Below are 15934 nucleotides of genomic sequence, written 5' to 3' on the forward strand. Positions count from 1 at the left end.
AGCCAGGGATGCAATTAATCAATTAGAGGATCAAGTTCCGGCTGATGATGATTCTGATAAATGGATTGTCTATGGTATGCTACACGATATGACCGATGTAGGAGAGCCAACGGGTATAGGAGGAACAGGGGTCACGGATAATGTAGATGCCTTCAATGCTGCTACCGTATTCCGCGGTCTACAGCCGGAGGCAAACTCCGTGCGTGCCTACGAAGAAGCGATTCGCGTACAAAGCAACAACTTGCAGGCTCCGCAAATGGGCCAGTTGGTTACTTCTTACCGCTGGTAATGAACACCCTCTGCTATTTCTCGCTCGCTGCGCTTCTGTGCATGGGGGCCTGCACCAAAGAGCCGGCCCCCACCTTTCAGGAGTTGTTCTTTGAAATCCCGCTGACCATGCGGCCGGCCCAGGCCACGATGGCGCTGGGCGACACGCTCTGGTTGGAGGCCAACTACTCGGACTCGCTGCTCGACATTCGCAGCGGGCAGCGGTTTCGCCTGCGTCCCCAGGATGCGAAGCCCTTCACGTTTATTAGCTTTCTGGAGCTGACCGGGCAACCCGAACGCCAGCGCAACTTTGCCCACGCGTTTGAGGTCATCAACCAAGTGGGCCGCATTGATAATTTGCAGCAGACGGCAGGTCGCTTTGAGCCGACGTACCAGGATGGGCGTTACCGTATCAAGATTGGGCTGCGGGCGGTCAAACCTGGTATTGCTAATATTGTCCTCAACTTTAGTTCCGAGCCCGGAAATCCATTTGAACGGGGCAGCAACCTATCCTTCCTTGACCTAGGCAAGGATGTGAATGGGCGAAAGATAATTCCGGTATTACGTGACATCTACTACGTCATTAATGAGGGCAAAGCCAATAATTTCCACCTACTCCAGCAGCACAGCAAAACATTCTCTATGAACGTTGGAGCACCGGAAGCCACGGTATACGATGAGCAGAAAAGCAGCTTCAACGTTGTCATTAAATGATTTGAAAGCGCCGCCTGTGTCGGGCGGCGCTTTTTACTAAGCCATTTTTATTAGTAGCCATGCGCCGCCTCACCTTTTTCTCCTGCTTGTGCTTGCTGGTGCTGACGGCCTGCCCGAGAGACGAGCCCAGAACTTTCACCCCCGTAACGTTCGTCATTCCGGCCACTATCACGCCCGAGCGTGACACGTTCGCGGTGGGTGACACGCTCTGGCTGACTATGAACTGCCCGGATTCGCTGCTCGACATTCGCAGCCAGTGCCGCTTCCGCGTCCGGCCCCAGGATATACCCCTTCCTACTTCAGTAGGATTTTACGAATTACTGGGCCAGGAGACAGAAAAAGCCAGTGCCACGGCCGCGTTTCAGGTCGTTAATCGAGTCGGGCACTTGTCCATTGTAGGCCGCACGTTTGGTCGCCTGGAACTCGTATATGATGGTAGTTTCTACCGGGCCCGAATTGGCATCATTCCCCAGCGGCGGGGCGTGTTTGCCCTGACGGTGTTCATCAATATGGGTGATTTTTTTGAGCGTAGCCGGAGCCTGTCGTTCATTGATTTAGGACTGGATCAAAACGGTCAAGCCCAAATTCCCACTTTCGACGATATGTACTATGTTCTCAATGAAGGCCGGACTAACTTTCCCTTGTTCCAGCAGCACAGCCGCACAGTGTCCACGGCTCCGGGAGCCCCGGAACCGGTAGTGTATTTTGAGCAAAAAGAGACGTTCGCTTTTACGGTTGATTGAGTACTAAATAAAAAGCTCCCGCCGGACGCAGGTGGGAGCTTTTTTCGTTTACCCAAACCTGAACTGCTTATGATGATTCAAGCCCAAAACAACAATTTACAAGCCTCGCAGATGGGGCAATTAGTTACCTCGCATCGCTAGTGATGAATATTACGAAGACGCTACTTGGCGTGGGTTCGGCACTCTCGCTCACTGGCTGCCCGGTCAAGGAGGAATTTCCCGAGATTGTGCCTATCGGCTTCCTACCAGCAGTGACTATAACTCCCACGGCCCGCACCATGCAGCGTGGGGATACGCTCTGGCTGGAAGCCAACTTCTCCGACTCGCTACTGGACAAAAATAGCGGGTGGCGCTACCGGGTATAATGAGCAGAAAGGTTGCCTCAACCGTCGTAATCCAATAGCTCTAAAGTCCGGCCTGCGCCAGGCTTGTCCTTACCCAAAACTCAAAAGCCCTTCCGACCATGCGGTCGGAAGGGCTTTTTTGTACGGTGGTCTACCTGATCTGCTGCTTTTCAGGCGGGGTTCGTCGGCTAAAAAATGCCCTAACGCCACCTCCGAGAAGTCGAAAAAAGATTTGGGCAAGGATAAGCCTGCGCCAGGCGGGGGCTTTTTTATTAACAAGCTTATCAGTGCCCGGCTTACGAGTCGTAAACACCCCGATGCTGCGGGAGCCAAAAACTCTCCCCGACTACCACCAGTTTTGCCCCCATACGTCCACAGCCAGTCTACCGCCACCCACAGGCCCCAGGCCAGCAGGCCAAACACGAGTAGCATCCCGACCAGTACCACCGCCAGCAGACCCTTGCCGCTGCCTTGGTACTTACCCTCGGCGTAGTGTCGGCGGAGCAGGCGTACGTTGCGGTCGTTGGCTTTATAGGCGAAGTCAAAGATGTTGCCCAGCACCGGGATAGCCCCAATGATAGTATCCAGTAAGATGTTGAGCACCATGCGAATAACCAGGCTGCCGCTGGCCCCGTGCCGCATCATCGTCAGCACCAGCGCCCCCGATACGGCCATACTCGTCAGGTTACCGACTACGGGCAGCAGGCCCAGAATCGGGTCGAGGCCGAAGCGAAAGCGCGTGCCGGGCAGCGTAAACTGGCTGTCCATGAGGCGGGCGATGCTCTGCACCCAGCGCAGGCGCTCGTCGGCTTCGAAGGGAGGATCAACCGATTTGGGGGGCATTTTGGGCTGCATAGGGAGAGGGCTTTCAGCTTTAAACGGAAGAATGAGATGCGCGGGTACATCAAAGAAATTGGGAGCGCCGGGCGGATCGGTGGTTCGTTGCAATGGATTATTTGAGATAAACCTCCCGCAGCCTGCAAGCGAGTGTGTGGTAAGACCAACAAAATTTTCTGCTCCTCAAACCCAGCCTCGGCGGCGTCTCTCCTCGTTATGCTTTAAGCTATGCTTCTCACTTTCTTACCTAACAAAAACTATATGCAAACGCGCACCTTAGGCCGCTCTGGCCTGTCAGTTTCGGCCCTGGGATTAGGCTGCATGGGTATGTCCGACTTTTATGGCAAACGCGACGATGAGCAGAGCATTCGCACCCTGCACCGCGCACTGGATCTGGGCGTTACCTTCTTCGATACCGCTGATATGTACGGCCCGTACACGAATGAAGAACTGGTGGGCCGGGCCCTGCGCGACCGGCGCGGCCAAGCCGTTATTGCCACCAAATTCGGTATTCTGCGCGACCCCAACGACCCTACCAAACGGGGCATAAATGGCAAACCCGAGTATGTGCGCCAAGCTTGCGAGGGCAGCCTGCGCCGGTTGGGCACCGACCATATTGATTTATATTACCAGCACCGTGTCGATCCTAATACGCCGATCGAGGAAACCGTAGGTGCCATGAGCCGCTTGGTGGAAGAAGGCAAAGTGCGCCACCTGGGCCTTTCTGAAGCCTCTGCCGACACCGTGCGGCGGGCCAGCACCGTGCATCCCATAGCGGCTCTGCAAAGTGAATACTCGCTCTGGAGCCGTGACCCCGAAGACGGTGTGCTGGCCGCTTGCCGCGAATCAGGCGTTAGTTTGGTCGCTTATAGCCCGTTGGGCCGCGGTTTCCTCACGGGTCAGATTCAGCGCTTCGAGGACCTTGACGCTGACGATTACCGCCGCCACACGCCTCGTTTTCAGGGCGAAAACTTTCAGCGTAATCTCGATGTGGTAGCACGCATTAAGGAAATGGCCACGCAGAAAAACTGCACCCCAGGTCAGTTGGCGCTTGCCTGGGTGCTGGCTCAGGGCAACGACATCGTGCCCATTCCCGGTACCAAGCGAATCGGGTATTTGGAAGAAAACCTGGGGGCGCTGGAGGTGCGGCTATCGGCCGAAGAACTGGCGCAGATAGATGAAATTGCCCCCGAAGCGCCATTGCCGGACTGCGCTATCCGGAGGCAATGATGGGCAGCGTGAATGGGTGAGTGGTAAGTTCGCTGTTCTTGAGGCAGCTGTATTTGGGGCTACCCGTCCCGTAAATACTTACGCAGAGCACGAATCATTAAGTAAAGTACATAAGCACCGAGCAGCCATATGCCCATGACAACTACCTGCCAGATCACCATGAACTGCATTATATCAAAAAGGAAAAGAGTAGATTTTTGCATAAAATGTAATCTGTTAGATAAGGATTCGATTCGCCTTGCTGCCAAGCTTGGATCAAGATAGCTTTTAATTAATTCGTTTGCTGAATACTTCAAGGATTCTAAAACGGTCATTACTAATAGCCTCCGTCTCTACTTATGCCTAAGCTGCTAGCTTCCCACTGGCGGCAGCAAATCAATCAGGCCATCTTCGCTGACCACCACGGCCAGCACGGGGTACTGGCTGCTTTCCACGTAGCGTAGGGCGGAGTTGTAGCGGGAGCCGCGGGAGGAGTCGCCTTTAGCAGTGGCCAGGCCGTCGAGGATGGCACCGATGGCGTGGCAAATCCCGTTTTGGTCCACGAGTACCGCCCCATCAATATTCGTGACCAGGCGCATGATAGCGGGTGTCATCAAGCGTGGTACCACCCTGAAACACTGGCGGGTAAGTCGCTGGCTCTCTTGGGAAGCACCCTCGGAAATTACCAGAATGGTGCCGTTCGACTGGCTGCTGGCTTCCTGCGTGAGCCGCCAGAGATACGCAATACCTGTGTCGTGCAGGTCGGGCCACTGCTGGCGCACGGCATGCGCGAAATTGTCGGCATCGACGCGGCCCTGGGGCAGGCGGGGTGCGTTCGACACTACCTTCATCATAATATGATCGGCGTGCGTCAGCTCCCAGCTATAGTGCTTGGTAAAGTGCACCATAAACAAGGGCTCGTAGCTCGAATGCGTTTCCTCAACCAGATAGCCGAGGCCGAAGACATGCGTGGCGTCCGTTATCAGGGCTGTATTGTCTTCGCTCAGCTCCAGCAGCTTCCGAATAGAGCGATGATCCCGCAGGGTAATAGGCGTGTCCAGGGTCAGAACCGGTACGACGGCCGGGTGGTGGCGGCGAGCAACAATCATCAGGCCGATGCCCTCGTCGCCTTCATGCCGTAGCGCGGCTACGCCGTTGCAGGCATCATAGAGGCCGTGAGTGCCGGCCGCGGCCCGCAGCATAAAGCGCCGGCCCGCCGCGCGCAGCATCTCGTTGTAGTCACGGTCGAGAACGGGGTGGGCATCGTCGGAATCAGATTCGCGCAGGGCGCGGGCGCAGTCCTGCAAAAACTCCTGAACTGCCGCGGCCAGCAAGGAGTTGGCGCGGGCCACAATCTTGTCGGGCAAGGCGTAATAGCCGTGATAAGCCTCAGACGAAAGCTGCAGCACTACTATCACCAAATAGCCATTAAAGCTGACCGGCAGCGAGCAGAAGGAAATCCGCGGCATCGGTTCGGAGGGCATTTCATTCAGCGTCAGCTCAGTAGCTTGGCGGAGCAGCTCGTACCAGCGTTGCTTCTCAAAGCGGTCCTGGTCGGTGGGGTGCAGGTGGTACACGACCTCGCGGGGGCCTTCGGCCGACTCCAGGGTAGCAGCTCGTCCCTTCACTTCGGTAAACTCCGCGCTGGGGTAGCGGTGGTTGGCGGGCTCGATGATCACCGCTTGGGGCTCGTCGGGTTCTTTCGCCGAGGCCAGACCAAGTAAAAAAACTTCGGGCTTTAAATTTCTGTCCAGCAGATTAAAAACGCCTTCGGCAAATAGCTGGGCCGAGACGCGAAACAGACTTTGGTGCTCCCACATAGGGTAGTTTGGGCGGTCAGGAGAAGGGAAGGGGCAGAAAACAGTACAGGTACGCGAAAATGCCCCCCAGGGTGGTATGGTCAGGCGGCAACATTCCGGCCAGATTAAGGCAACATCCGGCCGCCAACATAGTTATAGTCATTATAAATCAGGCTTGTTCAGCGTTGGGAAACTCTCGCGAACCAAGTATCTTCACGATACCGCTCACCCATAGCTGCCATCGCCATGTTTGTTGATTTACTGCTGGGCTTTTTGTGCGCTATGTCGTTCCTGCCCCTCACTACCGGCTACTGCGCCCACAGCTATGGCCGGTCGTTTTGGCTGTGGTTTGTGTTGGGCTGGGTGTTGCCGATTGTATCGTTCTTTCTGCTCTTCGCGCTGATCTGCCGCAAGCAGCTCAACCCCGGCGAGTGCCTGCTGGATGAGGCCAAGGCTATTCTGGCCGAGGCCGAGCAAAAAGCAATTAACAGGTAACAGGTAACACTTTCGGACATAGCTACCAATTGTTAAATGTTACCTGTCAAATGTTAATTGATTTGGCCACCCAGGCGCCCGTGCTGAAGCAGCCTTGCAGCAGGTAGCCGCCCGTGGGCGCTTCCCAATCCAGCATTTCGCCGGCTATAAAAGTGCCGGGCCGCCGATGCAGCATCAGGTGTTCATCTACCTCTTCCCACGCTACGCCGCCCGCCGTGCTGATGGCCTCATCCAGCGGGCGCAGGCCACTTACGGGCAAAGGCAACTGCTGAAGCAAGTGGGCCAGACTTTCGGGCGAGCTGGTAATGGCTTCGGGGGGCGCCACCTCACGCAATAAGGTTGGGATGGGCGGCCCCAGGCGCAAGGCTTGCTGCAAAAAGCCCCCCACGATTTGCTACCGCGGGGTTTGCTTAGCTTTTGCACGAGCTGGTCGGGCGTCAGGTCAGGCTTAAGGTTGAGCCAGAGCTTTGCCGGTTTTTCGCGGCTGAGCGCCGCGCGTAGGGCCGGCGTGAGGGCGTACACCGGGCTGCCTTCCACGCCATAGTCGGTCAGGAGCAATTCGCCGCGCATGGTTTGGCCTTCGCAGGTCAGGGTAATGTTTTTGAGCGGAGTGCGGCCCACCTTTTCCCTGAAAAAAGCCCCCAGGCTATTTCGGCACCACAGTTGGCAGGCGCAAAGGGCGTACATCGTACGCCAATTTCGGTGAGGGCAGCTGTCCAGCCGCCGTCGGAGCCGGTTTTGGCCCAGCTGGCCCCGCCCAGGGCCAGCACCACGGCTGGGGGGCAAATTGTGAATTCTTCGTGGGTTTGCTCATCGCGCAGGAGCAGGCCGTTGGGCGAGTCGGGCACGAAACCCAGCCAGCGGTGCCGCGTTTTGATTACAACTCCAAGCTCCGCCAGACGTGCCAGCCAGGCCCGCAAGAGTTGGGCAGGCTTGTAGTCAGCCGTGGGAAATATTCGGCCACTACTACCCACAAAGGTTTCTACGCCCAAATCAGCGGCCCAGGCGCGCAGCTGTTCGGGTCCAAAATTAGTGAGAAACGTACCAAATTGGTCGTGGTGAGCCCCATATTGCTTTCCAAAGGTGGGCAGCGGCTCGCTGTGGGTCAGGTTAAAGCCGCCGTGTCCGGCTACCAGGAACTTGCGGCCTACGGTAGCCTGAGCTTCATACACCGTCACACGGTGGCCCGCTTCGGCCAGGTGCTGAGCGGCCAGCAAACCCGCCGGGCCGCCCCCGATAATAGCAATGCTGGGGAGAGAAGACATAGAATGAGAAAGGGAGTTCACGGGCGGCAAGATACGGCACCGCGGCGCTGGTCGCTTTGAAGCTGTTTGACTTAGCTAGAATTTGGTAGAGACGCAATATTTTGCGGCTCATCGTTGAACGATTCACCCGTAAGGAGGCTCCAACTATTGCGTCTCTATATCGTCCGGCCAGTCAAGGATTAATTCAAACAGCCTCCAATGCATAGTTAAGTTTCTGGCGCCGCCGTATAGAAAACAGTCCTTTCCCTAACTTCTTCCCGCATGGGTCCATACACTATCCTCATTGGCCTGAGTCTGGCCGTTGTCTTGTCCTACTTATTTGATCTTGCCGCCAGGGCCACCAAAGTGCCGTCGGTGCTGATGCTGCTCTTCACGGGTATCGCGCTCAAGCAGGCTGCCGACTACGGGGATATCGGAGTATTGATTCCACAAGTAGTACTGGAGATTTTCGGGATTATTGGCCTAATACTGATAGTGTTAGAAGGGGCGCTAGACCTGAAAATAAGCCGCGAAAAAGCCCCCCTGATTCGGCGCTCCTTCGCGGCGGCGGCGCTTATTCTGGTGGTGCAGGCCCTCATTATTGCCGAGCTGCTGCAACTCTATCTGGGTGTCTCATTCCAAAGCTGTTTAATTAATGCCGTGCCGCTGGCTGTCATCAGCTCGGCCATCGCCATCCCCAGCGTATCCAGCTTAGGCGGCGAGAAGCAGGAGTTTATTGTCTACGAAAGTACCTTCTCCGACATTTTGGGCATCATGCTTTTCAACTTTGCCTTGCAGGATAACTTCGCTCAGGGCATATCCATTATCACGTTTCTGCGCGATGTTATAGCCGTTTCGATTGTGGCTGTTATTAGCACAGCCATCTTGGCGTTTATGCTCGACCGCATCCGGCTGCACATCAAGTTCTTCCTGATTTTTGCCTTTCTGGTCCTGATTTACAGCCTCGCCAAAAAGCTGCACCTATCGTCCCTGCTGCTGGTACTTGCCTTCGGACTGGCCGTGAATAACGCCGAACTCTTCCTAAAAGGCCCCCTGAAGCGCCTGCTGCACCCCGAGCGCCTTTCCGAGGAGCTGCATCAGTTCAAAAGCATCACGGCCGAGTCGGCTTTTCTGATCCGTACCTTCTTTTTTCTGCTGTTTGGCTATTCCATCACTCTTACCAATCTTATCAGCGTGACGCTGTTGTGGCAGGGGCTGCTGATAGTGGCGGTGCTCACCGTTATCCGCTTTTTCTACCTGCGCTACATCGCCAAATCGGACCTGGTACCGGAGCTGTTTATCGCCCCCAAAGGCCTGATTTCCATTCTGTTGTTTTATAGCATACCCAAGGCTCATCTTATTGGGCAAGTCAGCGAAAACATTCTGTTTGTCGTAATTCTACTGACGGGGGTGCTTATGATGGTTGGCTTGCTGCTGGCGCGTAAAGAGCCGGAGCTGGGCGAGTATTAAGCCGACTGCCCCGCAATAGCGCAGATTTACCGTTCAACTGCGCTATGAAACCCGGTTAACTCACTGAAATTTCGCGCCTATGGATTTCTCAATTGCCTGGCAGAAGCTAAACCAGATTGGCCGTGACCTGATGGCCACCTTGCCCAATATTGCCATTGGAGTAATTGTATTCGTGCTGTTTATGCTGCTGGCTCGTGGGGTGCGCTCCCTGGTGCAGCGCATTACACGGGGCAAACGTCAGAATCAGAGTCTGTCATTGCTATTGAGCCGGCTAGCTTACGTAGCCATGATTATCCTGGGCGTGCTGGTCACGGTGACTATTGTGCTGCCCGGCTTTACCCCGGCCAGCTTAGTCAGCGCCCTGGGAGTGGGCGGCATCGCTATTGGCTTTGCTTTCAAAGACATCTTTCAGAACTTCCTGGCGGGCATTCTGCTGCTATTTACCGAACCGTTCAAGATCGACGATCAGATCAAGTATAAGGACTTTGAGGGTACCGTAGAATCTATCCAGATGCGGGCCACCACCATCAAAACTTTTGATGGTCGCCGCGTGGTTATTCCTAATGCTGAGTTGTTTACCAACGCCGTAACCGTGAATACGGCCTACGATCAGCGCCGCTTGCAGTACGATGTCGGCATTGGCTACGGCGACGATATTGCCAAGGCCCGGCAATTGATGCTGGAAGCTGTTGGCGAAGTAGAAGGGGTGCTGCAAGTGCCCGCTCCCGAGGCGCTGGTAATGGAACTGGCTGGGAGCAGCGTGAATATTCGGGTGCGGTGGTGGGTGAATCCGCCGCGTCAGGCCGACGTGCTCGATGCGCAGGATAGAGTGCTGGAAGCTATTAAGAACAAGCTTACGGCTAATGGCATCGATCTGCCATTCCCAACTCAGCAGATCCTATTCCACGACCAGACCGAAGTGACGGATGGTGACCGCCGTACCCAGCGCGAAGGCTGGCCGGCCGGCAAGGGCGATGTGCCGCTTGCCCGTGCCGCGGTACCTGAGCCTAAGTTGGAGGAAGAATAGCTTCGCTCCGGGCTTGTGTGAAGTAGTAAAATGCCCCCCAGGGCTTACTGCTTCTTTTCCTTCAGGGGCACATCCTGTAGCACGGACTGTGGCCCGTCGCTCGTGTTTTTGAGGATGCTCAGGTCGCCGCCGGTTTCCAGTACCACTGCGGCGGCATCGGCCACGCTGGCCACGCCTTGTTCGCGTAAGCCAGCCAGAATTTCTGCTTCGGTAACCCGTTCAGCTTTCAGGGCCTCCGACAAAAATGCCCCCCGGTACACCAAAAGCGTCGGCTCAGACTTGATGAGCTTGCTCACCGTTTTGGAGCGAACCGACAGCCAGGTTAAGACATATTGCAGAAAAATCAGCAGCGCAAGCGCAGTAAGCCCATCGGCCAGCGGTACGCTTTTGTTGAGCAGTATGGTGGCCAGTGTAGAGCCAAGCGCCACGGTAACTATTAAATCAAAGGCATTCATCTTGGTCAGCGTTCGTTTGCCCGACAGGCGCAGTAAAGTAATCAATCCAGCGTAGGCGGCTACTCCAATGACCAGCGTACGGGCGATGCTTGTCCAGCTTGAAAAGAAAAATTGTTCCATAGCATAGGTGAGTTAGATAGGTGTGAATCAGGTACAACGCTTCTGCGGTGTACAATAAGTTGACCAGCTGAAGTAAGCAGTCATCGCAGCTCCAGGGCATTTCGTGGGCAGAAGCTACTGCTAACTTGCCCGCCTTTATCAGGATTCCAGCAAGGTCAGGCGCTCCCGCACCTGGGTGCGCTCGTACTCCGTTTGGAGCGTACGCTCGGCCGCCTCGCCGATCAGGCCTCGCTGGCGGCGTAATACCAGGGTGCGCTTAGGGTCCTGGGTGCGCTGCCCGATAACGGAAAGCGCGGTAAGCAGGCGCAGATAAATAGCCACATTGCCATCGGCACAGACACGAATCTGGTCGAAAGCAGTGGTTACAAATTTCTCGAACGACGGGCGCACTGCCACCACGCGCACCCGATTGTTGTCGGTGCGTAGGGGACTGCCTGTCTGGCGGTCGGCCAGCTGCGCGACCAAAGCGCCGAGGTGATCAATACTGATAATGGCCGTTGTGGTGTCGTTGATGCCCGGTGAGAGGGCCTTCAGGGCTATATCCACGATTTGCCGCAGGCCGAAACCAGCATCCTGTTCGATGGTACGCTGGCTGCCCAAGCCAAACCTGGCATTAATCCGGTCGGTTAGCTTGTCATCAAGCAAGAGGGTTTCCCCCTGATAAACGGCCACCGATACCAGCGCCGCGCCGCGCGCCACAAAATCGCCGATACCGTGCTCCATACGTATCACGCCGTGCAGGTTGCGCGCTAAGTCCAGCAGGCCCTCATCATCCACGCTCTGCACATACCCGTTAGCTCGGGAAGGCACGGTCAGCCAGGTGAGCTGGCCGGCCTGGCGCAGGAGCTCCTGGGCTTCGTTGGCGTCCGCTTCCTGTCCAATCTGGTCGGGAAACAGGCGTTTGATGGCGGCTTCCGTTTCCTCGGTTGCGTTGCGGACAATGTTGGATGCCTGAATGGAATTGGCGATGTGGTGGATAAAGAAAATAAGCACTCCGATGCTGACCAGGGCCAGCACCAAACCCATCAGTACCGCCAAGGAGGGAATAAAGCTGCCTTCGTCGCCACCCCGGATGGTACGCAGCACAATGAGGCAGTACACGAAAATGCTGACAAAGAAGCCCAGCACCATTTGATTGGCCCGGTCGCTCATGAAGTTGCGCAGCACCCGCGGGGTGTATTGGCTGGATACCTGCGCCAGCGTGCTCAGCGTAAGTGAGAAAATAAGGCCAGCCACCGTAATCATGGAGCCGGCAACGGCCGTGAGCACCCCGCGGGCCCCATCGGAGCCAGCCCCGAACAGCAGAGGATATGCTTCCAGCCAATCATGCTCAATGCGTAAATCAATGAATACCAAGGTGAAAGCCAGCAAAACGGACCCCGCAACCATCAGGGTTGGGATAAACCATAAGCTGGCATCCAGATTCAGCCAAAGCGCGCGGAGTCGATTCATACCTTAGTAGGTACTGCCGAGTCTGATGCAGGGTTTTCCCGGCTGGTATCCCGGCGCCGTTTGCAGACGGGGAGATTTAACTTATCCCGCTGTCATTTTCTCTACGGCGGCCGAATTTGCCCCCCAGGAGAAGTGACGCCATAAGTCTGTCATTTTTAACTCGATGGCCCCTGTGTCGTACCTCAGGAGGGAGCCTGGCCAGCGTCGGCCACGCTTTCACTTACCACAAACCCAATTCCATGGTACTGCTTTTTCTTAGCCAGCTTCAAGCTGCTGTTGATAATGTCTTGGGCATAGGGCTGAATGAAATAAATGCCTGGCAGGCGGCCCTGCGTGCGGTAGTGATTTACGTGGTGGGCCTACTATTGGTGCGGGTAGGAGCCAAGCGCTTTCTGGGTAAGAATACCGCTTTCGCTGTAATAGTGGGCATTATGCTCGGCTCCATCCTTAGCAGGGGGATTAATAGCAATGCCTCTTTTTGGGGGACATCACTGGCTAGCATTACCCTGATTGGCCTGCATTGGCTTACGAGTTACCTATCATATAACTCTGACTGGTTGGGCGCTTACGTGAAAGGCTCCAAGCGGATATTGGTGGAGGATAGCCAAATTGACTGGGACGCCATGCAAAGCAGTAGCATTAGTCGCAAAGATCTGATGCGGGCCATCCGCAGCAACGGAAGCACCGAAGACCTGGCGCAGGTAAAGCAGGCCATTATGGAGCGCAACGGTAAAATATCTGTTCTGACGAAAGATGCGCCTCATATGCCGCCGGAAGTGCGCATTCTGGAAGTGGAGGTGCAAGACGGCGTGTAGCGCATTCGCATTGAAATTAGCTAGGCTGATTCATGCGGGTATTCACTCTAAGTTGGCGTTCGGTAACTTTAGTGGTCGAGTTTCTGATTACGTCGCAAGGCTAAGCGACTACTCAATCTCCTTCAGCAACTGTCGGCGGTAATTGGCCAGAATAGTGGACTTGAGCAGAAAGCCCAAGTAATAGCCATCCCGAACAACCGGCAAAGCCCAGGCGTCGTGGTGCTCCATTTCGCTGAGCGTATCCAGCAGGCTATCCTCGGGCGATACCACCGCGACGGGCGGCGCCATCAGGTCGCTGACGTAGGTGGTAGTGTAGTGCTCGTCGTCGAAGAGGGCGTCGCGCACGGTATCCAGCGACACAATGCCCACCAACCGATTATCGGCGTCGACTACGGGAAACAGGTTGCGCGTGGCGTGGCGAAAGATGTTCACCAACTCGCCCAAAGTGGTTTCGGGGTGAACCGGCACAAAGTCGTTCTGCACCAAAGACAGCGGTTCGAGCTGGGCCAGCAGGCCCCGGTCGCGGTCGGCGTGCATGTGCACGCCGCGCTGCACGAGCTTGCGGGTGTACACCGAGTAAGGCTCGAAGTACTTGGTAATCAGATAAGAGCTGGAAGTAACCACCATGAGCGGCACAAACAGGGCGTAGCCGCCGGTAATCTCGGCAATTAGGAAGATGGCCGTGAGGGGCGCGTGCACCACGCCCGCCAGCGTACCGGCCATGCCCAGCACTACAAAATGCACCTCCGAAACCGGATACCAGCCGCTCATATTGATCAGGCGAGCGAGCAAAAAGCCCCCCAGCGCCCCCGTAAACAACGACGAGCCAAACATGCCACCGTTTCCCCCGGAGCCAATTGTGACGCAGGTAGCCAGTACTTTGAGCAGCATGCTGCAAGCCACTACCAGCAGCAGCAGCCACACGTTTTCGTCGCGGTAAACGGCGAAAATAGAGCCTTCCACCAATCCTTCGGGCCGGCCGTTGAGCAGCATCTCGACAATATTATAGCCTTCACCATAGAGGGGCGGAAACAAAAACACCATGATGCCCAGCGTGAAGCCACCAAATACCACCTTGCGAAAAGTGCCCGGAAACCGCTCGAAATACTTGTCGGAGGCGAAGTAGATGCGAATCATGTACACCGATAGCAGCGCGGTAAACAAGCCCAGCATCAGGTAGGACGGCACTGCTTCCACCGGCCAGGTAGTAGTAATCAGTACGAAGGGCTGGCCCGCGTACAGGGCCTTGGAAACCACCGTGGCCGTGGCTGAGGAAATAAGCAGCGGAATAAAAAACGGGGCCGACAGCTCCGACAAAATCACTTCCACCGCGAACAGCACGCCCGCAATAGGGCTGTTGAAAATAGCGGCCACGCCTGCCGCCGCCCCGCAGCCAACGAGCAAGCGCCGCTCACGCCGGCCCACCCGCAGAATGCGCCCGATATTGGAACCCAGAGCTGAGCCCGTGACCGAAATAGGTGCCTCCAGACCTGCCGATCCACCAAAGGTGACCGTAAGAAAAGAGGTAATAGCCTGCGAATACAGCTTGCTGCGCGGCACCACGCTGCCCTGGCGGGCAATGTTATACAGAATAGGACCGATGCCCCGGCTCAGGGTACCGCCCAGCGCGTAGCGCGTAAAAAGCACGGTGAGTCCGATGCCAAGCATCGGGTATAAGAACAGGGCAAATACCCGGTTTTCTTCGGGCACCCAGGAATACAACAGATTCTGGGCGGTGTGAACAGAGCCTTTGAGCGCAACCGCCGCCAACCCCGCGCCTATTCCGACCAGCACGCTCACCAAAATCAGGTAAACCCGGTCGTTGACGTGGCGCAGTCGCCACAGCAACAAGGGACCTAAGAGACGGTGAAAAGGACTTTTCGGCATGAAAATCAACTAAAAGCAGAGCCCAATCCGCAAGAAACCGGCCACTAATACAAGGTACAAGCAATAAAAGGAATAAGCAGCTTAGTACTGACTACGTATTAGTTTGCGCCCGAAACGGCGTAGCCTTCAGCCACTAGCATCGCTTTGCTGCCCTTCATTAGCGCGCTTTTCAGCTCCAGAGTGCCGCGGCGGTACTCTTCGGAATAGGCCCAGAAGAAAACGCGCAGGTCGGCGGAGGTGCTGCTCATTTTCTCGACGATGATATAGGGGGTATGTGGGTCGCGGGTTTCCACGCCTTTATGGCTGCTCACATACTTAAGCAACAGATCCTCAATCCGATCCGAAGAGGTTTCAGTGCCCATATCGACGCTTATCAGAAGGTCCTGACGAATGAAGCCATCGCGGGTGTAGTTGGTAAGCGGCTCACGCAACACCAGGGCGTTGGGCAGAAAGATGTGCTTACCATCGAAGGTCCTGATGAGGGTAGTGCGCAGATTCAGAGCTTCTACTTCACCCATTAAGTCCCGTATCTGCACCGTATCGTGGATGCGGAAGGGGCGGTTGAAGGCCAGCACCACGCCGGCCAGGAAGTTCTCCGCGATATCCTTCAGGGCAAAGCCCACGATGAAAGCCGACAGTCCGGCGCCCGCCAGCAGCCCGCTGGCCACTCCCGACAAGCCAAGCACGTGCATAGCCAACAATACGCCCGTCAGCAGCAAGGCCCAGCGCGTGAAGTTGGTCAGAAAATCGGCCAACAAGGCGTCGTGGGAGCGTTTGCGGAGTCGGTTGCCGAGTAAGCCACTAACGTGATTGGCAACGGCTACCCCAACGGCAATGACGATCAGGGCAATGAGAAATTTGGGTAGTAAGTGCAAAAATTGATGCCAGTAATCAAGCAGCACCTGGTTCAATTCGTCGAGCATAGGGAAGGGCAGAGAACAAAATTTGCCCCCCAGCATAGTGCCGGGGGGCATTTTTATGAAACCAAACTGCTAACAGTACGGGGAGAACTGGCCAGAAGGTTAAAAAAAGCCCCCCAGCGAATTATCTTATCCT

General features: G+C 55.8%; 17 protein-coding genes and 1 pseudogene. 9 read left to right on the forward strand and 9 right to left on the reverse strand.

What is annotated here, in order from left to right; translation table 11 throughout:
* The first annotated feature begins 76 nt into the window (after positions 1-76).
* The 4 genes from MKZ35_RS19060 (at position 77) to MKZ35_RS19075 (ending at position 2089) form a co-directional block, all read left to right on the forward strand.
* On the forward strand, positions 77-289 hold the full coding sequence (locus MKZ35_RS19060) for a hypothetical protein (RefSeq protein ID WP_482514831.1): 213 nt from the start codon (positions 77-79) through the stop codon (positions 287-289).
* Positions 289-981 carry a hypothetical protein gene (locus MKZ35_RS19065; protein ID WP_482514832.1) on the forward strand — a complete coding sequence of 231 codons (693 nt, stop codon included), beginning with the start codon at positions 289-291 and terminating at the stop codon, positions 979-981. The genes MKZ35_RS19060 and MKZ35_RS19065 overlap by 1 nt, the downstream gene beginning before the upstream one ends.
* A 59-nt stretch (positions 982-1040) precedes the next feature.
* Positions 1041-1724: a hypothetical protein gene (locus MKZ35_RS19070; RefSeq protein WP_482514833.1), complete on the forward strand. Its 684-nt coding sequence runs from the start codon at positions 1041-1043 to the stop codon at positions 1722-1724.
* Between the two features lie 143 nt (positions 1725-1867).
* Positions 1868-2089 (forward strand): hypothetical protein, encoded by a 222-nt coding sequence (locus tag MKZ35_RS19075; RefSeq protein ID WP_482514834.1) that lies wholly within the window; start codon positions 1868-1870, stop codon positions 2087-2089.
* 69 nt (positions 2090-2158) lie between these two features.
* Here MKZ35_RS19075 and MKZ35_RS19080 read toward each other — a convergent pair whose 3' ends face one another.
* Positions 2159-2923 carry a DUF4112 domain-containing protein gene (locus MKZ35_RS19080; RefSeq protein ID WP_482514835.1) on the reverse strand — a complete coding sequence of 255 codons (765 nt, stop codon included), beginning with the start codon at positions 2921-2923 and terminating at the stop codon, positions 2159-2161.
* Positions 2924-3166: 243 nt separating this feature from the next.
* Between MKZ35_RS19080 and MKZ35_RS19085 the strand changes: the two genes are divergently transcribed.
* The gene (locus MKZ35_RS19085) at positions 3167-4135 is read left to right on the forward strand and encodes an aldo/keto reductase (protein ID WP_482514836.1); all 969 of its coding nucleotides are present in this window, start codon (positions 3167-3169) and stop codon (positions 4133-4135) included.
* 350 nt (positions 4136-4485) lie between these two features.
* On the opposite strand, the gene MKZ35_RS19090 is transcribed toward MKZ35_RS19085, so the two are convergent.
* Complete coding sequence (locus MKZ35_RS19090; RefSeq protein WP_482514837.1) at positions 4486-5934, reverse strand: diadenylate cyclase; 1449 nt, start codon at positions 5932-5934, stop codon at positions 4486-4488.
* A gap of 225 nt (positions 5935-6159) precedes the next feature.
* On the opposite strand from MKZ35_RS19090, the gene MKZ35_RS19095 reads away from it, so the two are divergent.
* A complete protein-coding gene (locus MKZ35_RS19095) occupies positions 6160-6408 on the forward strand; it encodes a hypothetical protein (RefSeq protein WP_482514838.1) in 249 nt (82 codons plus the stop codon).
* A 46-nt stretch (positions 6409-6454) separates the two neighbouring features.
* Here the strand turns inward: MKZ35_RS19095 and MKZ35_RS19100 are convergent, their stop codons facing one another.
* From MKZ35_RS19100 to MKZ35_RS19110, 3 genes and pseudogenes are all read right to left on the reverse strand, one after another.
* Positions 6455-6796, reverse strand: a complete 342-nt coding sequence (locus tag MKZ35_RS19100) for an NAD(P)/FAD-dependent oxidoreductase (RefSeq protein ID WP_482514839.1) — start codon at positions 6794-6796, stop codon at positions 6455-6457.
* Positions 6797-6855: 59 nt separating this feature from the next.
* Positions 6856-7095: pseudogene (locus tag MKZ35_RS19105) on the reverse strand (hypothetical protein); the annotation flags it as partial.
* A complete protein-coding gene (locus MKZ35_RS19110; protein WP_482514840.1) occupies positions 6996-7673 on the reverse strand; it encodes an FAD-dependent oxidoreductase in 678 nt (225 codons plus the stop codon). The pseudogene MKZ35_RS19105 and the gene MKZ35_RS19110, both read right to left, overlap by 100 nt.
* Positions 7674-7934: 261 nt before the next feature.
* Here MKZ35_RS19110 and MKZ35_RS19115 point away from each other — a divergent pair, with 261 nt between their 5' ends.
* The gene (locus tag MKZ35_RS19115; protein ID WP_482514841.1) at positions 7935-9122 is read left to right on the forward strand and encodes a cation:proton antiporter domain-containing protein; all 1188 of its coding nucleotides are present in this window, start codon (positions 7935-7937) and stop codon (positions 9120-9122) included.
* A gap of 79 nt (positions 9123-9201) precedes the next feature.
* Positions 9202-10149: a mechanosensitive ion channel family protein gene (locus tag MKZ35_RS19120; RefSeq protein ID WP_482514842.1), complete on the forward strand. Its 948-nt coding sequence runs from the start codon at positions 9202-9204 to the stop codon at positions 10147-10149.
* Positions 10150-10193: 44 nt separating this feature from the next.
* Here MKZ35_RS19120 and MKZ35_RS19125 read toward each other — a convergent pair whose 3' ends face one another.
* Complete coding sequence (locus tag MKZ35_RS19125; protein ID WP_482514843.1) at positions 10194-10724, reverse strand: DUF421 domain-containing protein; 531 nt, start codon at positions 10722-10724, stop codon at positions 10194-10196.
* Between the two features lie 138 nt (positions 10725-10862).
* Positions 10863-12176, reverse strand: a complete 1314-nt coding sequence (locus MKZ35_RS19130; protein WP_482514844.1) for a DUF2254 domain-containing protein — start codon at positions 12174-12176, stop codon at positions 10863-10865.
* Positions 12177-12415: 239 nt separating this feature from the next.
* On the opposite strand from MKZ35_RS19130, the gene MKZ35_RS19135 reads away from it, so the two are divergent.
* Positions 12416-12991 carry a DUF421 domain-containing protein gene (locus MKZ35_RS19135; RefSeq protein WP_482514845.1) on the forward strand — a complete coding sequence of 192 codons (576 nt, stop codon included), beginning with the start codon at positions 12416-12418 and terminating at the stop codon, positions 12989-12991.
* A 108-nt stretch (positions 12992-13099) separates the two neighbouring features.
* On the opposite strand, the gene MKZ35_RS19140 is transcribed toward MKZ35_RS19135, so the two are convergent.
* Together MKZ35_RS19140 and MKZ35_RS19145 are read right to left on the reverse strand one after the other, a co-directional pair.
* Positions 13100-14878 carry a chloride channel protein gene (locus MKZ35_RS19140; protein WP_482514846.1) on the reverse strand — a complete coding sequence of 593 codons (1779 nt, stop codon included), beginning with the start codon at positions 14876-14878 and terminating at the stop codon, positions 13100-13102.
* 98 nt (positions 14879-14976) lie between these two features.
* The gene (locus MKZ35_RS19145) at positions 14977-15801 is read right to left on the reverse strand and encodes a mechanosensitive ion channel family protein (RefSeq protein WP_482514847.1); all 825 of its coding nucleotides are present in this window, start codon (positions 15799-15801) and stop codon (positions 14977-14979) included.
* Between the last annotated feature and the right edge of the window lie 133 nt (positions 15802-15934).

Source organism: Hymenobacter sp. R533113, assembly GCF_056835965.1.

What these genes read in the sequence shown, in the direction of transcription:
- MKZ35_RS19125 (WP_482514843.1), bottom strand. Translation starts at nt 10,724, where the DNA reads ATGGAACAATTTTTCTTTTCAAGCTGGACAAGCATCGCCCGTACGCTG.
- MKZ35_RS19095 (WP_482514838.1), top strand. Translation starts at nt 6,160, where the DNA reads ATGTTTGTTGATTTACTGCTGGGCTTTTTGTGCGCTATGTCGTTCCTG.
- MKZ35_RS19145 (WP_482514847.1), bottom strand. Translation starts at nt 15,801, where the DNA reads ATGCTCGACGAATTGAACCAGGTGCTGCTTGATTACTGGCATCAATTT.
- MKZ35_RS19060 (WP_482514831.1), top strand. Translation starts at nt 77, where the DNA reads ATGCTACACGATATGACCGATGTAGGAGAGCCAACGGGTATAGGAGGA.
- MKZ35_RS19110 (WP_482514840.1), bottom strand. Translation starts at nt 7,673, where the DNA reads ATGTCTTCTCTCCCCAGCATTGCTATTATCGGGGGCGGCCCGGCGGGT.
- MKZ35_RS19135 (WP_482514845.1), top strand. Translation starts at nt 12,416, where the DNA reads ATGGTACTGCTTTTTCTTAGCCAGCTTCAAGCTGCTGTTGATAATGTC.
- MKZ35_RS19115 (WP_482514841.1), top strand. Translation starts at nt 7,935, where the DNA reads ATGGGTCCATACACTATCCTCATTGGCCTGAGTCTGGCCGTTGTCTTG.
- MKZ35_RS19080 (WP_482514835.1), bottom strand. Translation starts at nt 2,923, where the DNA reads ATGCAGCCCAAAATGCCCCCCAAATCGGTTGATCCTCCCTTCGAAGCC.
- MKZ35_RS19120 (WP_482514842.1), top strand. Translation starts at nt 9,202, where the DNA reads ATGGATTTCTCAATTGCCTGGCAGAAGCTAAACCAGATTGGCCGTGAC.
- MKZ35_RS19090 (WP_482514837.1), bottom strand. Translation starts at nt 5,934, where the DNA reads ATGTGGGAGCACCAAAGTCTGTTTCGCGTCTCGGCCCAGCTATTTGCC.
- MKZ35_RS19085 (WP_482514836.1), top strand. Translation starts at nt 3,167, where the DNA reads ATGCAAACGCGCACCTTAGGCCGCTCTGGCCTGTCAGTTTCGGCCCTG.
- MKZ35_RS19140 (WP_482514846.1), bottom strand. Translation starts at nt 14,878, where the DNA reads ATGCCGAAAAGTCCTTTTCACCGTCTCTTAGGTCCCTTGTTGCTGTGG.
- MKZ35_RS19130 (WP_482514844.1), bottom strand. Translation starts at nt 12,176, where the DNA reads ATGAATCGACTCCGCGCGCTTTGGCTGAATCTGGATGCCAGCTTATGG.
- MKZ35_RS19070 (WP_482514833.1), top strand. Translation starts at nt 1,041, where the DNA reads ATGCGCCGCCTCACCTTTTTCTCCTGCTTGTGCTTGCTGGTGCTGACG.
- MKZ35_RS19075 (WP_482514834.1), top strand. Translation starts at nt 1,868, where the DNA reads ATGAATATTACGAAGACGCTACTTGGCGTGGGTTCGGCACTCTCGCTC.
- MKZ35_RS19065 (WP_482514832.1), top strand. Translation starts at nt 289, where the DNA reads ATGAACACCCTCTGCTATTTCTCGCTCGCTGCGCTTCTGTGCATGGGG.